The following is a 14911-nucleotide window of genomic DNA, read 5'->3' on the forward strand; positions in this document are numbered from 1 at the left end:
CACAGACGACAACGGCGGCCCGAAGGCCGCCGTTGTCCGATCCGATTCGACCGGCTTACTTCACGCCGTGCATCAAGCGGTTGACCAGCGGCGCGATCACGAACAGCAGCACACCGGCGCCGGCCAGCGCCCAGAAGCCGAACGTGTAACCGGCCTGCGCCGAGGCGGCGGTCATGCCGCTTTCGCCACTGACCTGACCGGCGAAGATGCCCGCCAGGTTGTTGCCGATCGCGATCGACAGGAACCAGCAACCCATCGCCATGCCGGCCACGCGCGTGGGCGCGAGCTTGGTCGTCATCGACAGACCGATCGGCGACAGGCACAGCTCGCCGATCGACTGGATCATATACACCGCGAACAGCGTCCAGAACGGGATCTTGCCGTTGCCATCGACCATGCTGTTGAGCGCGATCATCAACAGCAGGAACGCCAGGCCGTTGAAAATCAGGCCCAGACCGAACTTGCGCGGGATCGACGGATTGGCCCGGCCCATCTTGACCCACATCCAGGCCATGAGCGGTGCGAAGGTGATGATGGCGATCGAGTTCACCGACTGGAACCACTCCAGCGGGAAGGTCCAGCTGCCGAATTCACGGTCGACGATGCGGTCGGCGAGGAAGGTGAACGAGCTGCCGGCCTGCTCGAAGAACATCCAGAACAGCACGTTGAACACGAAGATGATTAGCATCGCGATCACCTTGTCGCGCGCCATCTTGCCCTCGCGGATGCCCTCGACCAGCAGCATCACCGCCGGCACCACGAACAGCGCCATCAGGATCGCCTGCAGTGCGCTCGCATCGATGGTGAGCAGGAAATAGAACAGCGGGATCCCGATGGCGGCGCCGAGTACGGCCACCAGACCCACGCGTGCGAGGCCTTGCTGGCCCGGTGCCGGCAGCCCGATGCCCTTGAGCTGGCTGCGGCCGGCCCAGAACCACACCAGGCTGATCACCATGCCGATGCCGGCGGCGATGAACACCCACTGGTAATGCGGGTCGGTGTCGGTGCCGAACACCTTGCGCGCCAGCCAGCCGGTGACCACCGGGGCGATCATCGCGCCGATGTTGATGCCCATGTAGAAGATCGTGAACCCGGCATCGCGGCGCGCGTCGCCCTGCATGTACAGCTTGCCGACCATGGTCGAGATGATCGGCTTGAACATGCCGTTGCCGACGATGATCGTCGCCAGGCCCAGCTTGAACAGCGGCTCGTTCGGCGAAGCCAGCATGAACAGGCCCAGCGCCATGAACATCGCGCCCAGCAGGATCGAACGCTGGAAGCCGATCAGCTTGTCGGCGACGTAGCCGCCGAAGATCGCGCCCGCATACACCAGCGCCAGGTACGCGCCGTACATCTCGCTCGCCGGCCGCTCGCCGGCTGCATCGCCGCCGTGGAACTGCGCGACGATGTACAGCACCATCGCCCAGCGGATGCCGTAGAACGCGAAGCGCTCCCAGAACTCCGACATGAAGAGCATCCACAGCGGGCGTGGATGGCCGAGTAGCTGGGGGAACTCGGGCGGATTGGCGGGCGGCGGCGGTACAGCCGCGACTTTGGGCTCGACGACGTCGGCGCTCATGGAGATCCTTGCATAAGGGAAGCTGGGACGACCCGGCCGATCGCGACCGCCGGGGAGCGGCGAGAATCCCAGCCCGGAGCCCGGGCGTCAACGTGGCGTCAACGCCCGTCCTTTCCCTTGCGCGCCGCGCCCCCTGTTCAGCCAGCGGGATCGATGTCGCTCGCGCCCGGCGACGTTGACCACGTTCACCCGGTCGAGGACTTGCGTCCCTGCTGACCCGCCACACGAGATGCGCGGCGTGTCAGTCCCCGAACCACGGATTCCGCGTCGGCGCAATGCGCGGTTCCGGTGGCAGCGGGATGTCGTGGCGGAGTGGGACGAATCGAGACGCATCCCGCTGTGTCCGTCTCATCGCCTTGGGCGAGGCCCTGAGCGAGTCATACGCGCTTGGGCGCAAGCGCACTCGTCAGCTCAGCTATTGGATGTTGGCTTGTGGTTGGAAAGGAGATTAAGCACGTCTTTGGGTGGACTTCTGAATGCCGGCAGGCCGTTGGCACCCACCACATTCTCCGTCAAGGAATGCTTGACGTTTGGCGTGCCGCCGCGACAGGAGTCGAAACATGCCGATTCTTCGGCCGCGCATTGCGCTGGGCTGGTGCTGCTCTGCAGACAACTCTGGTATTCGGCACGACAGAACGCCATGCAGGATGCTTTGGCATCAGTGGGGAGACATGCCGCTGCAGCAGAGGCGACGGTGAATACCGCGACGAAACTCGTTGTGCACTTCATCCTGAAATCTCCTTTTCGGGAACCATTCCCGCTTGCGTTCTAGCACTGCCCCCATGCCCGGAAATCGATCAGCGTCACGGTTTGGCCGCACTCGTCAGTGGCGCCTTGCAGCCAGAGCGCATGCAGTTACCAGAACCGGATACGCCGGTTCCCTGGCAGGGCGAGCCGATCGGTGGGCGCCGGATGAAACGCCGCGTACCACGCATCCATGTTCCTCACGGTCAGCGCGCGTTCCCGGCCGGGCGCGTGGGCATCGGACTGCAGCATGGTGCGCATGAACGGCTCACGTAGGCGGTGCGCCAGGCCTGGAAGAAGCGCTGATCGGCGGTCATGCCGTCACGGGTCGGGCGCGCGCGCGCGGGCAGACGCCGGAATGCGGCGTAGGCCACCTCGAGGCCCGCGAGGTGGGCGATGGTCTCCCCGGTCATCAGCGTACCGTTGACATGGAGGCCGGGTAGCCCCGCCCCTGTTCAGCCAGCGGGATAGTCGTAGCTCGCGCCCAGCCCCAGCGGGATACCCAGCGCCCAGAACGCCAGCAGGAACGATGTCCACAGCACCGACAGCGCGATCGAGTACGGAATCATGATCGACACCAGCGTGCCGATGCCGGCCGCGGTCACGTAGCGCTGGCAGAACACCACGATCAGCGGGAAGTACGGCATCAGCGGGGTCAGAATCGTCGTCATCGAATCGCCGACCCGGTACGCCGCCTGGGTCAGGTCCGGCGACACGCCCAGCTGCATCATCAGCGGCACCATGATCGGTGCCAGCAGCGCCCACTTGGCCGAAGCCGAACCGATGAACAGGTTGACCACGCCGGTCATCAGGATCAGGCCGATGATGGTCAGCCACATCGGCAGCCCCAGCGCCTTGAGGAAGTCCGCGCCCTCCACCGCCATCAGCGTGCCCAGGCCCGAGCCGTTGAACGCGGCCAGGAACTGCGCGATGAAGAACGCGATGACGATGTAGTACCCCATGCCGCTCATCGACTTGGTCATCGCCGCGATGACATCGCGGTGCGAACGGACCGTGCCGGCGACGGCGCCGTAGACCACGCCCGGCAGCAGGAACAGCACGAAGATCAGCGCGACGATCGACTGCATCACCGGCGCAGCCGCGACCAGCAGCGGATGGCTGCCCTCGGGCACGGCGTCTGCCGGCGCGCGCCACGGCGAGGTCTCGGGCATCAGCGTCAGCGCGAACAGCAGGGACGCGACGAGCATCGCGACCACGGCCCAGGTCAGGCCACGCTTCTCGGCCGCGCGCAGCGGGTCCATCTTCGGCAGGTTGGCCGGGTCGCCGTCGACGACCGTGCGCGCCAGCCTCGGCTCGACGATGCGGTCGGTGACGAACCAGCCGATCGCGATGATCAGCAGGCTCGAGGCGGTGGTGAAGATCCAGTTGTTGAGCGGGTTGATCGTCAGCGCCGGGTCCAGAATGCGTCCGGCCTCCTGGGTGAAACCGGCCAGCAACGGGTCCAGCGACGAGGGCACCAGCAGCGTGGCCGAGAATCCCCCCGACACGCCGCAGAATGCGGCAGCGATTCCGGCGAGCGGGTGGCGCCCGGCGGCGTAGAAGATCACCCCACCCAGCGGGATCACCAGCACGTAGCCGGCATCGACCGCGACGTGGCTCAGCACCGCGACCGCGACCAGTGCCGGCGTCAGCAGCATCTTCGGCGTCACCGACAGCACGCTGCGCAATGCAGCATTGATGAAGCCAGTATGTTCGGCCACGCCCAGCCCCAGCATCGCGACCAGCACCACGCCCAGCGGCGCGAAGCCCAGGAATACCCGCACCATGTTGGCCATGAACGCGGTCAGCGACTCACCCGAGAGCTGGTTGACGATCTGGATCGGCGTGCCGCTGCGTGGATCGATCGCGGCGAAATCCACGCCCGACAGCGCCCAGGACAGCGCCCACACCGCGAGCATCAACAGTAGGAACAACATCGCAGGATCCGGCAGCCGGTTGCCGGTGCGTTCGATCGCGTCGAGAAGACGGGCGACAATGCCGCGCGGTGCGCCGGTGTCGGACGTAGGCTGGCTCATGCGATGGAGTCCCCTGCAAAGCGTGCGATCGCGCATCCTAGCAGCACGTTGCAGCCTCACGCCGGCAGGCGGCCCGCATCTGCCGCCGTCCTTTCCGCGGCGCCCGGCCGTCGCATCGGCCGAACGCGCGGACTGCGCTGCGAGATCAGCGCACGATGCTGGCGCGCACGCTGACCCGCTCGAATGCGCGTTCGCCGACCACGCGCAGGTACCAGCGCCCCGCGGCAGGCGCGGCCACCTGGATCAGTTCGTTGTTGCCCGGACGGCGCGACTGCACGTCGAAATCCTCCGGCGTCGGCATCGCGTCATGTGACGCGTACAGCGACACATCGCCGCTGCCGCCCGAAGTCAGCACCCGCAGCGTGCGCGCGCCTTCGGGCACATCGATGCGGAAGAGCTGCGACGTGCCCGCCGCGCCCGACACGCCCTGGACCGGCACGCCATCGGTCAACGGCAGCGCCGGATCGGCGAGCACCTCGGTCGATGCGCTGGCGCTGTTGTCGCCCTCGTCCGGATCGTGGGTCTGCGAGGTCGCGGCGACCGTCAGCACCAGCGTCCGGCCGACCGCCGAGGCCGGCGCGGTCGCCGACAGCGCGAACGCCGCTTCGCCGGCAGCCGTCAGCGTCTCGTGGTTGCATGACAGCGTCGTCGTGCCGCCGCCGACGACCGGCGCCTCGCAATCCCAACCCGCCGGTGCGGTGACCACCAGGTCCGCGAGTTCGGCGTCGATGACCGCACCGACGCCGGGGAACTGCGCGGCATCGGGCCCGGCGTTGCGCACCACCGCCGAGAACGCAAGCGGTGCGCCCTCGACGACCTCGGCATTCGCCGCCTCGGCCTCGATGCCCAGGTCGGCCAGCGTCGCCGGCTGCAGCCGCAGCAGCAGCACTGTGGGGTCATGGTCGGACAACCGGGTCGGCGTGGTCGCATCGTTGCGCGCGACCTCGGGGAAATCGGCGTTGATGCGCGCATGGCTGATGTCGAGCCCGGCGACCAGCGGCGAATCGACGACGGCCTGGTTCACCAGCACGTGGTCGAGCGACTGCGCCTGGTAGTCGAAGACGAAGGAGTAGCGCGCCGCGTCGGCCGCCTCCAGCGTCATGTTCAACAGCGACGGCGCCACCAGTACCGCGCCGTCGCCGTCGACCGCGGTCTGCGCATCCGGCGATGGCAGACCGGTCGTTGTGCCCATCGCATCGACGTAGCCGTCGTTGAACTCGAAGGCATTGAAGTCGCCCAGCACGACGATGTGCCGGCCGGCATCGGCCCGCTGCATGTCGTCGATCAGCGTGGCCAGGAACTCGGCCTGCCGCTGGCGCTTGGCGCGCACGCGGGCGCCGCCGCTGATCCAGCCGTTGCTGCCGCCGTCGTCGGCCTCGATGCCGTTGAGCGAGCGCTGGTGGACGACGATCGCGGTGAACGGGAAGCGGCGGCCGTCGGCGAAATGCGCGACCGCATCAAGCACCAGCGGCGGCCGGTCGTTGAGCACACTGGTCGAGCCGTTCGGATTGACCAGCACCGCGTCGGCGCCTTGCTGCACGACCGCGCGTACCTCGATCCGGGCGATGCCCGGCGCGACAGCGCCGGTCCGCACCAGAAACCCGACATCGATGCCGCCGACGTCGAAGCCTTCCTGCAGATAGGCGACGTAGCCTGGATCGGGCCGGCCCGCGGCCACCGCATCGGCATTGATCCGCGCGGCCAGCTGCTGCAGCACGCCGAGATTCTCGACCTCGGTCACGCCGACGACATCGGGCGCGTGCAGAAAGGCGCGGATACCGATCGACGCCTTGGCCAGCCGTCGCTCCAGCGCCGCGGCGGTCAGCGTCGGGCCGCTGTTACCGTCGTTGGTGGTGTCGAAGAAGCGCTGCAGGTTGTAGGTCGCCAGGCTCACATGGTCGGGGCCTGGCAGCGCCGCCGGACGCACCTGCCCGGCACCGCTGCAGTCGGTCTCGAGCGCGCCCTCGGGGTAGATCGTGTAGCGGCGGAACGTGTAGTCGAGCGGGCCGGTCAGCGAGCCGCCGACGATGCGGCAGCCCGCGGCGAGATCGGCTGTCGGCGCACCGATCGTGGCGCTGTTGACCACGATCGTCTCGGGATTGAAATCCCAGCGCGGGATCGCCGGCGCACTGCTGCCCAAGGGATCGGGATCGGGTACCTGGATACCCGGCTCGCGGAACGGGCGCGGAGTGCCGGTCACCACGACCGCGAACCGGCCGTTGCCGGTCGCAGTCGCGGCGCGCTCGTCGACGTTGCCGCCGGTCGGCGCCACGACGGTGAAGCTCGGCGCGGTCACGCGCATCCCCTCCAGCGGCTCGAGCTGGTCGAGACCGCCGTCGGCGCGTGGCAGGTCGACGGTCAGCACGACCGGCGCCGGCAGCGCGTGGCCGCTGGACAACGCGACGACCGAGGCGTCGGTGATCTCGGTCAACGGCAGCTGGTGCGGGTCGGCGGCCGGCACGTACTCGATGACGGTGCCCTGCACCAGCACTTTGTTGCCGACGGCGGCATCGGCGGGCGGCACGCTGCCGGTGAACACGAACACGCCTTCGGAGGTCATCGGATCGCCATCGTCCTCGCCATCGGGCGTCTGGATGAAGAAGCCGTTGTTCTTGCGGCCGGTGACGATGCCGGTGGTGGCAACGGGCTGGTTCTCGACCGGCGAGCGTGCGCCTGCGCCCTGGATGCGGTGGATCGGCAGCGTCAGCACGTCGTCGTTGACGATCAGCCCGGTGCCGCGCGCTTTAGCGACGAGCGCACCCTCGACGTCGGCCAGGTCCACGTGGAAATCCTCATCGGGCTCGACGGTCTGATCGCCGACCACGTCGACGTGGATCGTCAGCTCGCGCTGGCCCGGCGCGAAGCGACCGGTCCCGGACTTGGCGATGTAATCCTGGTCGGCCACGGTCGCGCTGCCATCGGCGGTTGCGTACGCGAAGTCCACCCCGTCCGGGCCCGCCGGCTGGTTGAGGCTGACGGTGAAGAAGAACGGCGTCGTGCCGCTGTCGCCCTCGGCGCCGCGGGTATCGCCGATGCTCAGGTACAGCGCACCACCCCCGCCGCAGATGTTGGGCACCGAGGCCGCGTTGCGCGGCGCCGGCACGGCGGCCGAGAAGTCGGCGGCGTTGTCGTCGCTGTCGGTGCAGCCACCGCCGGCACGCACGGCGGCCAGCGCATTGCCCAGCGTCGGGGCCGGCCCCGTGCCCTCGAAGAAATTGGCGCCACCGAAGCCGACAAGGTCGAGGATCAGCGCCTGCTGCGCGGGTGTGCAGGGCGTGCTGCCGCCGTTGCAGCCCAGCCCGGTCGCGATGTCGGCCAGCACCACCTTGCCCGCGCTGCCCGACATGTTGATCGTGCCGCTCGCATCGGGCGCCGGCAGCTGGTCGCCGTTCGCGCCGCCCGCCAGTGCGACCAGGAAGTAGCCCCCGGCAGGGAGGTCGACGCCCGGCAGCACCACGATCTGGTTGGCACCAGCGCCGAAGTGGCCGTTGCCGGTCGCGCTCGCGTACTGCACCGATTTGCCGGCGAGCGAAGCGGGCTGTGCGCCGGCGTTGAACAGCTCGACATAGTCGGCCTGATACGGGGCACCGGCGTTGCCGCCTCCGCCGTAGACCTGGCTGATCACCACCTGGGCCTGCGCGCCGGTGGCGGCGCACGACAGCAACAGCGCCGACAGCAGCCGGCGGACGGTCTCGTTCATGCGTCGGTTCCCTGACATCCCCGGGCGAAGGCGCCCCACCCCGATGGTGGACTGCCTGGGTGTCGGTTGCATGACGCTGTGCGGCATGGCCACCGTCAGGGCCGGCGGCGCGTCCTGCGCTACGCTGTGCCGATGACCATCGACCGCAACCAGCGTCCGCTCGAGGACGGCATCCACCGCGACCTGTCCGGGCGCCTGACCTATGCCGGCTACCTGCGCCTGGACCTGCTGCTCGCCGCCCAGCAGCCGCTGTCCGAGCCGCCGCACCACGACGAGATGCTGTTTGTGGTGCAGCACCAGGTCTCGGAGCTGTGGCTGAAACTGATGATCCATGAATTGTCGGCGGCCATCGCGCACCTGCGCCGCGACGAGGTCTGGCGCTGTCGCAAGGTACTGGCGCGCTGCAAGCAGGTGCTGCGGCAGCTGACCGAGCAGTGGTCGGTGCTCGAGACGATGACGCCGGCCGAGTACATGGAGTTCCGCGATGTGCTGGGCCCCTCGTCCGGGTTCCAGTCGCTGCAGTACCGCACGGTCGAGTTCCTGCTCGGCAACAAGAACGCCGCGATGCTCGAGGTGTTCGCGCACGATCCCGACGGCCAGGCCGGATTGCGCGCGGTGCTGGAGCAGCCTGGCCTGTACGACGAATTCCTGCGCTATCTCGCACGCTGGGGCCACCCGGTCGCCTCGGCCCACGTGGCGCGCGACTGGACGCAGCCGCATGTGTTCGATGCGGACCTGGTGCCCGTGCTGCGCACGATCTACGAGGACACCGACCGCTGGTGGCGCGAGTACTCGCTGTGCGAGGACCTGGTCGACCTGGAGAGCCAGTTCCAGTCGTGGCGCTTCCGCCACATGCGCACGGTGATGCGGATCATCGGCTTCAAGCGCGGCACCGGCGGCTCGAGCGGCGTGGGCTTTCTGCGCCAGGCGCTGGAACTGAGCTTTTTCCCGGAGCTGTTCGAGGTCCGCACCCACCTCGGCCAGCCGACGCCGTCCCTGCCCGACTGAGGCGCCGGCAGGTCCGATGTCCGCGTCCGGCAACGCGCTGCCGCTCTGGCTCCAGGCCGTGGCCTGGGCCGCCGCGATCGCGGTGCTGCTGCGGCAGGTCGGCGCGCTGCGCGCGCATGTCCGCGCGACCTCGTCCGAGACGCTGCGCGTGCTGCTGGTCGCGACCCTCGCGCTGGCAGCGATGCGCTGGTTCAACACCGCCGCGCTGCAGGGCGTGATGCTGCACTTCCTGGGCGCGACCATCGCGACCTTGCTGTTCGGCGCCGGCGTCGCCTGCTGGGTGATGGCGGCCGTCAGCCTGACCGGCGTGCTGCTGGGCGCGGCGTGGCAGGGCTGGGCCGCCGACTTCCTGGTCACCGGCGCATTGCCGGTCGCGGTCACGGCCCTGGCCTCGCGCTTGGCGCGGCGCTGGGCACCGCGCAATATCGTCGTCTACGTGATGCTCAACGCGTTCGCGGCCGCCGCACTGGCGATGGCGGCGGCGATGCTCACCAAGGCCGCCGTGACCGCTTGGCTCGGCGGCCGGACGGTCGAGGCCTATCTGACCGCGACGCCGCTGCTGATGTTCGCCGAGGCGTTCTTCTCCGGCACGGTCATGGCCCTGATCGTGGTCTACCGCCCGCACTGGTGCACGAGCTTCGACGACCGCGCCTACCTCTGGCCGCAGGCGCCGATGTGAGCTCGCGCGCAGTCGTGACGCAGCCGCGGTCGTGACGCGATGCGCAACCGGCCTTGAACACCGCACCGGTATCATGGCGCGATCGTCCCTGACCGGTTGGCATTGATGACCGTCGTCGCGAAGTTCGAGATCGAAGACCTGCACGGCCTCGGCCGGGACGGCACGCCGCTCGCGCCTTTGCGCGAGGTCTTCGCCAATCCCGCCTCAGGGCCGCTGCTGTTGGTGCAGAGGCTGTTCGCGCGGGCCTTCGACAGCAAGGCGATCGCCCTGCAGCGCACAGGCGCGCCGGGCCCCGATGCCGCGTGTCTCGGCGCCCGCCGCGCCGGGACCGGTGGCGAGGCCGCGGGCGTCCTCGACGCGATGCGCGACGACCTCGCGCGGCCGCACTGACGTGGACGCAGGGACACCGCCGCTCGCCGGCCGCCGCGCGCTCGTCGCCGGTGGCAGCCGCGGCATCGGGCTCGCGATCGCGCAGGCCTTGGCCGGCGCCGGCGCCGCGGTGTCGATCTGCGCACGCGGCGCGACATCGCTCGACGCCGCGGTCGCCACGATCGGCCGCTCCGGCGGACGCGTGCACCGACATGCCTGCGATCTCGCCGACGCCGCGCAGATCGAGGCCTGGGTCGCGGCCGGCGCCGATGCGCTGGGCGGGATCGACATCGTCGTCAACAACGCCTCCGCGCTGTCGCACGCCACGGGCGATACCGCTTGGCACGCCGGCTTCGACGTCGACCTGATGGCGGCGGTGCGCTGCAACCGGGCCGCACTGCCCCACCTGCGCCGCAGCGCCGCGCCGTCGATCCTCAACGTCGGCTCGATCAATGCGCTGCGCCCGACGCCGCGCGCGGCCGCGTACTCGGCGCTCAAGGCCGCGCTGCACCACTACACCCTGAGTCTGGCGGCCGAGCTCGCCCGCGAGCGCATCCGGGTCAATGCGCTCGCGCCAGGTTCGATCCTCTTCGAAGACGGGCTGTGGGCACGGCGTGCGGAATCGGAGCCGGCGCTGTACGCGCAGGTGCGCGACGCGATCCCATTCGGCGGTTTCGGACGCCCGGAACACGTCGCCGCGGCGGCGCTGTTCCTGTGCTCCGACCAGGCCGCCTGGATCACCGGCCAAGTGCTGGCGGTCGACGGCGGGCAGTCGCTGGGCGTATGACGCCGCCACGGCGCTGCCCGGCGCCCGGCCGCCTTCGAAGCGCGCCCGCATGCCGCGCCGCACCCGCCTGCCCCCCTGCTCGACCTCGACATTGAGGACCACGCCGGCGTCTGGCCGCAGGCGCCGATATCGTCGGATCAAGCCCTTCCGCCTGTGCACGACGCGCCCTCCGGCGCCCGCCCTGGCTGACAGCGGCGCTCGCCCCTCAGGAGCGTCGCCCCTTGGGTGGTCGACGCGCGCGGCATGGCATGGCCGCCTCCGCACTGCCACCTGGGGGCGCCCCCAGCACCGCCTTCACATGGCGCACACTACAGTGCGCTCCCCATTCATCATGAACAGGAATCGCAAGATGGCGATGTTGACCGCGACGATCGCAGGCGGACTGATGGGCTTCGGCCTGATCAACTTCATGGCCCACAAGGCCAAGAGCGCGAACCATCCGTGGGACGTGCGCGAGTTCACTGCGGAAGGTGACGTGCTGGGCCGGGTCGACGCCTGGGCCGCGGCCAACGGCTACAAGCTGCGCAGCGACGACGGCCGCCGCCGCGTCTATCAGAAGGGCATCAACATCCTGACCGCACCGATGCGCCTGGACGTTGAGCGCGACGGCAACCGCTACACCACCCGCAGCTACGTCCACGTCGACGGTCTGCTGCTCAAGGGCGACCTCGCGCTGTCCTACCCGGGCGTGACGGCCAAGCTGCCGCGTGCCAACGCCCTCAAGGCGCAGAACCAGTTGTTGGCCGAACTGGGCCAGCCGCCGTTGGCCTGACCCGGTCTTTCCGGCCCCCATCGGCGATGCCGGCGGGGGCAGCCTGGGCACACGGTCAGCGCGCGATGCGATCCAGCCACGCACACAGGCCCTGCGCATTGAGGGCGATGTCGCCGCCGAGCACCTCGCGCACGCGCGCCGGCGCGTCGACGATGCCGTGGGCCACGGCCCGCTCGGTATAAAGCCGCACCAAGCCATCGACGATCACGGCCTGGCGGTCGTCGCGTCCATCGGCCGCCTGCGCGATGGCGACCATCGCATCGATCACCGTATGCAGGTTGCTGCCGAGTCGCATGCACTCGGTGACCTCGCCGTAGTGCGCAATCCGGATCGAGGCGGGTGCGCGCGCCAGCAGGCGATCGATGGAGGCGTGCATCTGCTGCGGATCGAACTGCACCGGCGAGGTCGTCGGCACAATGAAAGCGCCCGCCTCGGTATCGAGCTCGCGATAGGAAATGCCGAAGGTGTCGCCCGCAAACCAACTGCGGGTGGCCGCGTCCCAGACGCTGTAGTGGTGGCGCGCATGGCCGGGCGTGTCGACACAGACCAGCGCCCTGCCGGCCAGATCGACGACATGGCCGTCGTCGGCGATCACCACGCGCGCCTCGGGCACCGGCAGAATGCCGGCGTGGTCGCGCGCGAAGTCCGCTTCGCCGTACACCGCCTTCGCACCGGCGATCAACCGCGTCGGGTCGATCATGTGCGGCGCGCCGCGCGGATGCACGACCAGCCGCGCGTTGGGCAGCGCGCGCATCAACGGGCCCGCGCCGCCGGCGTGGTCGAGATGTACGTGGGTGACCATGATCCAGTCGACCGATGCGCGGTCCACGCCGGCCGCATCGATCGCGGCGAGCACACGTGGGGCGCAGGTCGCGGTCCCGCAGTCGATCAGCGCGGCGCGCCCCCCACAGCGCACCAGATAGGCCGCGCACAACGCAGGCCGCACATAGCCCGTATCGATGATGGTGATCCCGCCACTGTTGTCACGCATCGCGTCGCTCCCAGGTCCGCTCCCGGCAGTCTAGGCGTGCGCCGGAAGACGCGCATGGGCCTTTGGTCGTAGGCGCAGCTTGGCCTCAGTCGCGCGGCCGCAGGAGCGACAGACGCAGCACGAACGCGGCGCCCAGCACTGCCAGGAATACCCCGTAGCCGACCGCGGTCGCCAGGATCTGCTGCCACATATGGCCATGCACCGGATCGGCGCTCGTCTGCGCCCAGTAGATCGAAACCAGGAAGGCGACGACCGACACCGCCAGGCTGACCAGATCGTAGAGCACGCGGCGCACGCCACGCGGACGCCGCGGATAGACCCAGAAAAGCACGCCGAGGATCGCAAACCACGGCAGAAACAGCAGCAGTGTCAGATTGAACTCGACGAGCGGGTTCATGATGCCGCCTTCTCCGCCTCCGCCGCGGCAATCGCATCCAGCGCGGCCTGCACGTCGGTCAGCGCGACGCCCTCGCCAAGCTCGGCCGGCGCCTGCGCCGGTGCCAGCTCGCCGCGACGCAGGCGCGCAATGCTCTGCCCCGCCTCGCGCGGCGCGTCGAAGCCGTGGCTCTGCAGCAACACCCGGTCGCCGTCCACAAGCTTGAAATAGAACCGGCCGTCGGCCTCGCGGTACTGCTTGAACTGCGGCGGCTCGCTGCGGATCGCCGCCGCACCGGCGGCGGCCGGCACCGCCACGCGGCCCAGATCGCGCAGGCCGACCGCATCGCGCAGTTGCGCCAGCAGCGGCGTCGCATAGCGCTCGCGCAACCGGCGCCCGCCATCGCGCAGGATGTCCTCGATGTCCGACGGCCTCGCGACCAACGCCTCGTAGCGCTCGCGCATCGGCGCGATCTCGCGCTCCATCACATCGAGCGCCTGTTGCTTGGCCTCGCCCCAACCGATGCCGTCGGCGAAGGCCTGCGCGAATGCGGCCGTCTGCTCGGGCGTGGCGAACGCCTGATAGAGCTGGAACAACGCCGAGCCCTCGGTATCCTTCGGCTCACCCGGTGCACGCGAGTCGGTGAGAATCGAGAACACCAGTTTCTTGAGCTGGGCAGGCGGCGCGAACAGCGGAATGGTGTTGTCGTAGCTCTTGCTCATCTTGCGCCCGTCCAGACCGGGCAGCGTGGCGACGTCGTCGTCGATCACCGCTTCGGGCAGCGTGAACCACTCGCGCCCGTACAGATGATTGAAGCGCTGCGCGAAGTCGCGCGCCATCTCGATGTGCTGGATCTGGTCGCGCCCCACCGGCACGCGGTCGGCGTTGAAGATCAGGATGTCGGCGGCCATCAGCACCGGATAGAGATAGAGCCCGGCGGTCACCGACGCATCCTCGTCCAGCGCCTGGGCCCGATTCCGGTCCACGGCGGCCTTGTAGGCATGCGCCCGGTTGAGCAGGCCCTTGCCGGCCACACAGGTCAACAACCACATCAGTTCGGTGGTCTCGGGCACATCGCTCTGGCGATAGAACCAGACCTTCGCCGGGTCCAGACCGGCGGCCAGCCACGTGGCCGAGACTTCCAGGGTCGAGCGCTGCACCCGGGCCGGGTCCTGCGTATTGACTAGACTGTGGAGGTCGGCGAGGAAGTAGAAACTCTCGGTGCCCGGCGCCTTGCTGGCGGCGACCGCCGGGCGCACGGCGCCGACGTAGTTGCCGACGTGCGGCGTGCCGGAGGGCTTGATGCCGGTGAGGACGCGCAGGGGACGTTGTGACATGACAGCAGCGACAGACCAGGGATGCCCCAGTCTACCCGTTCGACTGCAGCCGATCCCGGTGCTGGCACCGCCAGCCCTGCGGGTCGAAGTGCTGGCCGGGCCCCCGGCCCGACTGGACCGGACACGAAAACGGGCCGGCGAACCGACCCGTCGTTGCGCATGGAATCTCGATGAAGCGGATCAGTCGAGGGTCTTCTCGAACTCGCGCACTTCCTTTTCGGCGCGGTCACGCTCCCAGCCGTACTTCTCCTGCAGTTTGCCGGCCAGATACTTGCTGTCGCCGGCGGCGACATCGAACACGTCGTCCGTCAGGTCGCCCCACTTGGCCTGCGCCTTGCCCTTGAGCTGGGTCCACTTGCCGGAAATGATGTCTTTATTCATCGTCGTTTCGTCCTGTCATGAGGTCGGAAGGTCCGCGGAGGCGATGCGGATGCAATCGCGGCGGGCTTGGGGACATCCTCGCGCAGCGCACATCAAGTGGCGGTCAAAGGATCATGATGTCGGCCGTCACATCGCTGAGCGTTTCACTCAGC

At 69.0% G+C, this 14911-nt stretch carries 13 protein-coding genes; 5 read left to right on the plus strand and 8 right to left on the minus strand.

Going from position 1 to position 14911, the window contains the following annotated elements:
• Nucleotides 1-55: 55 nt before the first annotated feature.
• From MNO14_RS13475 to MNO14_RS13490, 4 genes are all read right to left on the minus strand, one after another.
• Nucleotides 56-1579, minus strand: coding sequence for an oligopeptide:H+ symporter (locus MNO14_RS13475; protein WP_241944220.1), 1524 nt, complete (start codon nt 1577-1579; stop codon nt 56-58).
• A gap of 950 nt (nt 1580-2529) precedes the next feature.
• Nucleotides 2530-2736 (minus strand): hypothetical protein, encoded by a 207-nt coding sequence (locus MNO14_RS13480; protein ID WP_241944221.1) that lies wholly within the window; start codon nt 2734-2736, stop codon nt 2530-2532.
• A 42-nt stretch (nt 2737-2778) separates the two neighbouring features.
• Complete coding sequence (locus tag MNO14_RS13485; RefSeq protein WP_241944222.1) at nt 2779-4359, minus strand: AbgT family transporter; 1581 nt, start codon at nt 4357-4359, stop codon at nt 2779-2781.
• Between the two features lie 145 nt (nt 4360-4504).
• Nucleotides 4505-8059: a pre-peptidase C-terminal domain-containing protein gene (locus MNO14_RS13490; RefSeq protein WP_241944223.1), complete on the minus strand. Its 3555-nt coding sequence runs from the start codon at nt 8057-8059 to the stop codon at nt 4505-4507.
• Nucleotides 8060-8191: 132 nt separating this feature from the next.
• Here MNO14_RS13490 and MNO14_RS13495 point away from each other — a divergent pair, with 132 nt between their 5' ends.
• From MNO14_RS13495 to MNO14_RS13515, 5 genes are all read left to right on the plus strand, one after another.
• Entirely contained in the window at nt 8192-9067 is an 876-nt protein-coding gene (locus tag MNO14_RS13495) for a tryptophan 2,3-dioxygenase family protein (RefSeq protein WP_241944224.1), read from the plus strand.
• A 16-nt stretch (nt 9068-9083) separates the two neighbouring features.
• The gene (locus MNO14_RS13500; RefSeq protein ID WP_241944225.1) at nt 9084-9746 is read left to right on the plus strand and encodes an energy-coupling factor ABC transporter permease; all 663 of its coding nucleotides are present in this window, start codon (nt 9084-9086) and stop codon (nt 9744-9746) included.
• Nucleotides 9747-9851: 105 nt separating this feature from the next.
• Complete coding sequence (locus MNO14_RS13505) at nt 9852-10136, plus strand: hypothetical protein (protein WP_241944226.1); 285 nt, start codon at nt 9852-9854, stop codon at nt 10134-10136.
• Nucleotide 10137: 1 nt separating this feature from the next.
• Nucleotides 10138-10902, plus strand: a complete 765-nt coding sequence (locus tag MNO14_RS13510; RefSeq protein ID WP_241944227.1) for an SDR family oxidoreductase — start codon at nt 10138-10140, stop codon at nt 10900-10902.
• A gap of 349 nt (nt 10903-11251) precedes the next feature.
• Entirely contained in the window at nt 11252-11674 is a 423-nt protein-coding gene (locus MNO14_RS13515; RefSeq protein WP_241944228.1) for a hypothetical protein, read from the plus strand.
• A gap of 55 nt (nt 11675-11729) precedes the next feature.
• Here MNO14_RS13515 and MNO14_RS13520 read toward each other — a convergent pair whose 3' ends face one another.
• From MNO14_RS13520 to MNO14_RS13535, 4 genes are all read right to left on the minus strand, one after another.
• Nucleotides 11730-12665 carry an MBL fold metallo-hydrolase gene (locus MNO14_RS13520; protein WP_241944229.1) on the minus strand — a complete coding sequence of 312 codons (936 nt, stop codon included), beginning with the start codon at nt 12663-12665 and terminating at the stop codon, nt 11730-11732.
• An 85-nt stretch (nt 12666-12750) separates the two neighbouring features.
• Complete coding sequence (locus MNO14_RS13525) at nt 12751-13062, minus strand: hypothetical protein (protein ID WP_241944230.1); 312 nt, start codon at nt 13060-13062, stop codon at nt 12751-12753.
• A complete protein-coding gene (locus tag MNO14_RS13530; RefSeq protein WP_241944231.1) occupies nt 13059-14378 on the minus strand; it encodes a tryptophan--tRNA ligase in 1320 nt (439 codons plus the stop codon). Before MNO14_RS13530 ends, MNO14_RS13525 begins: the two co-directional genes overlap by 4 nt.
• Before the next feature lie 180 nt (nt 14379-14558).
• Nucleotides 14559-14759 carry a CsbD family protein gene (locus MNO14_RS13535; RefSeq protein WP_183427715.1) on the minus strand — a complete coding sequence of 67 codons (201 nt, stop codon included), beginning with the start codon at nt 14757-14759 and terminating at the stop codon, nt 14559-14561.
• Nucleotides 14760-14911 lie beyond the last annotated feature (152 nt).

It is taken from the genome of Luteimonas sp. S4-F44 (assembly GCF_022637415.1).
Taxonomy (GTDB): Bacteria; Pseudomonadota; Gammaproteobacteria; order Xanthomonadales; family Xanthomonadaceae; genus Luteimonas.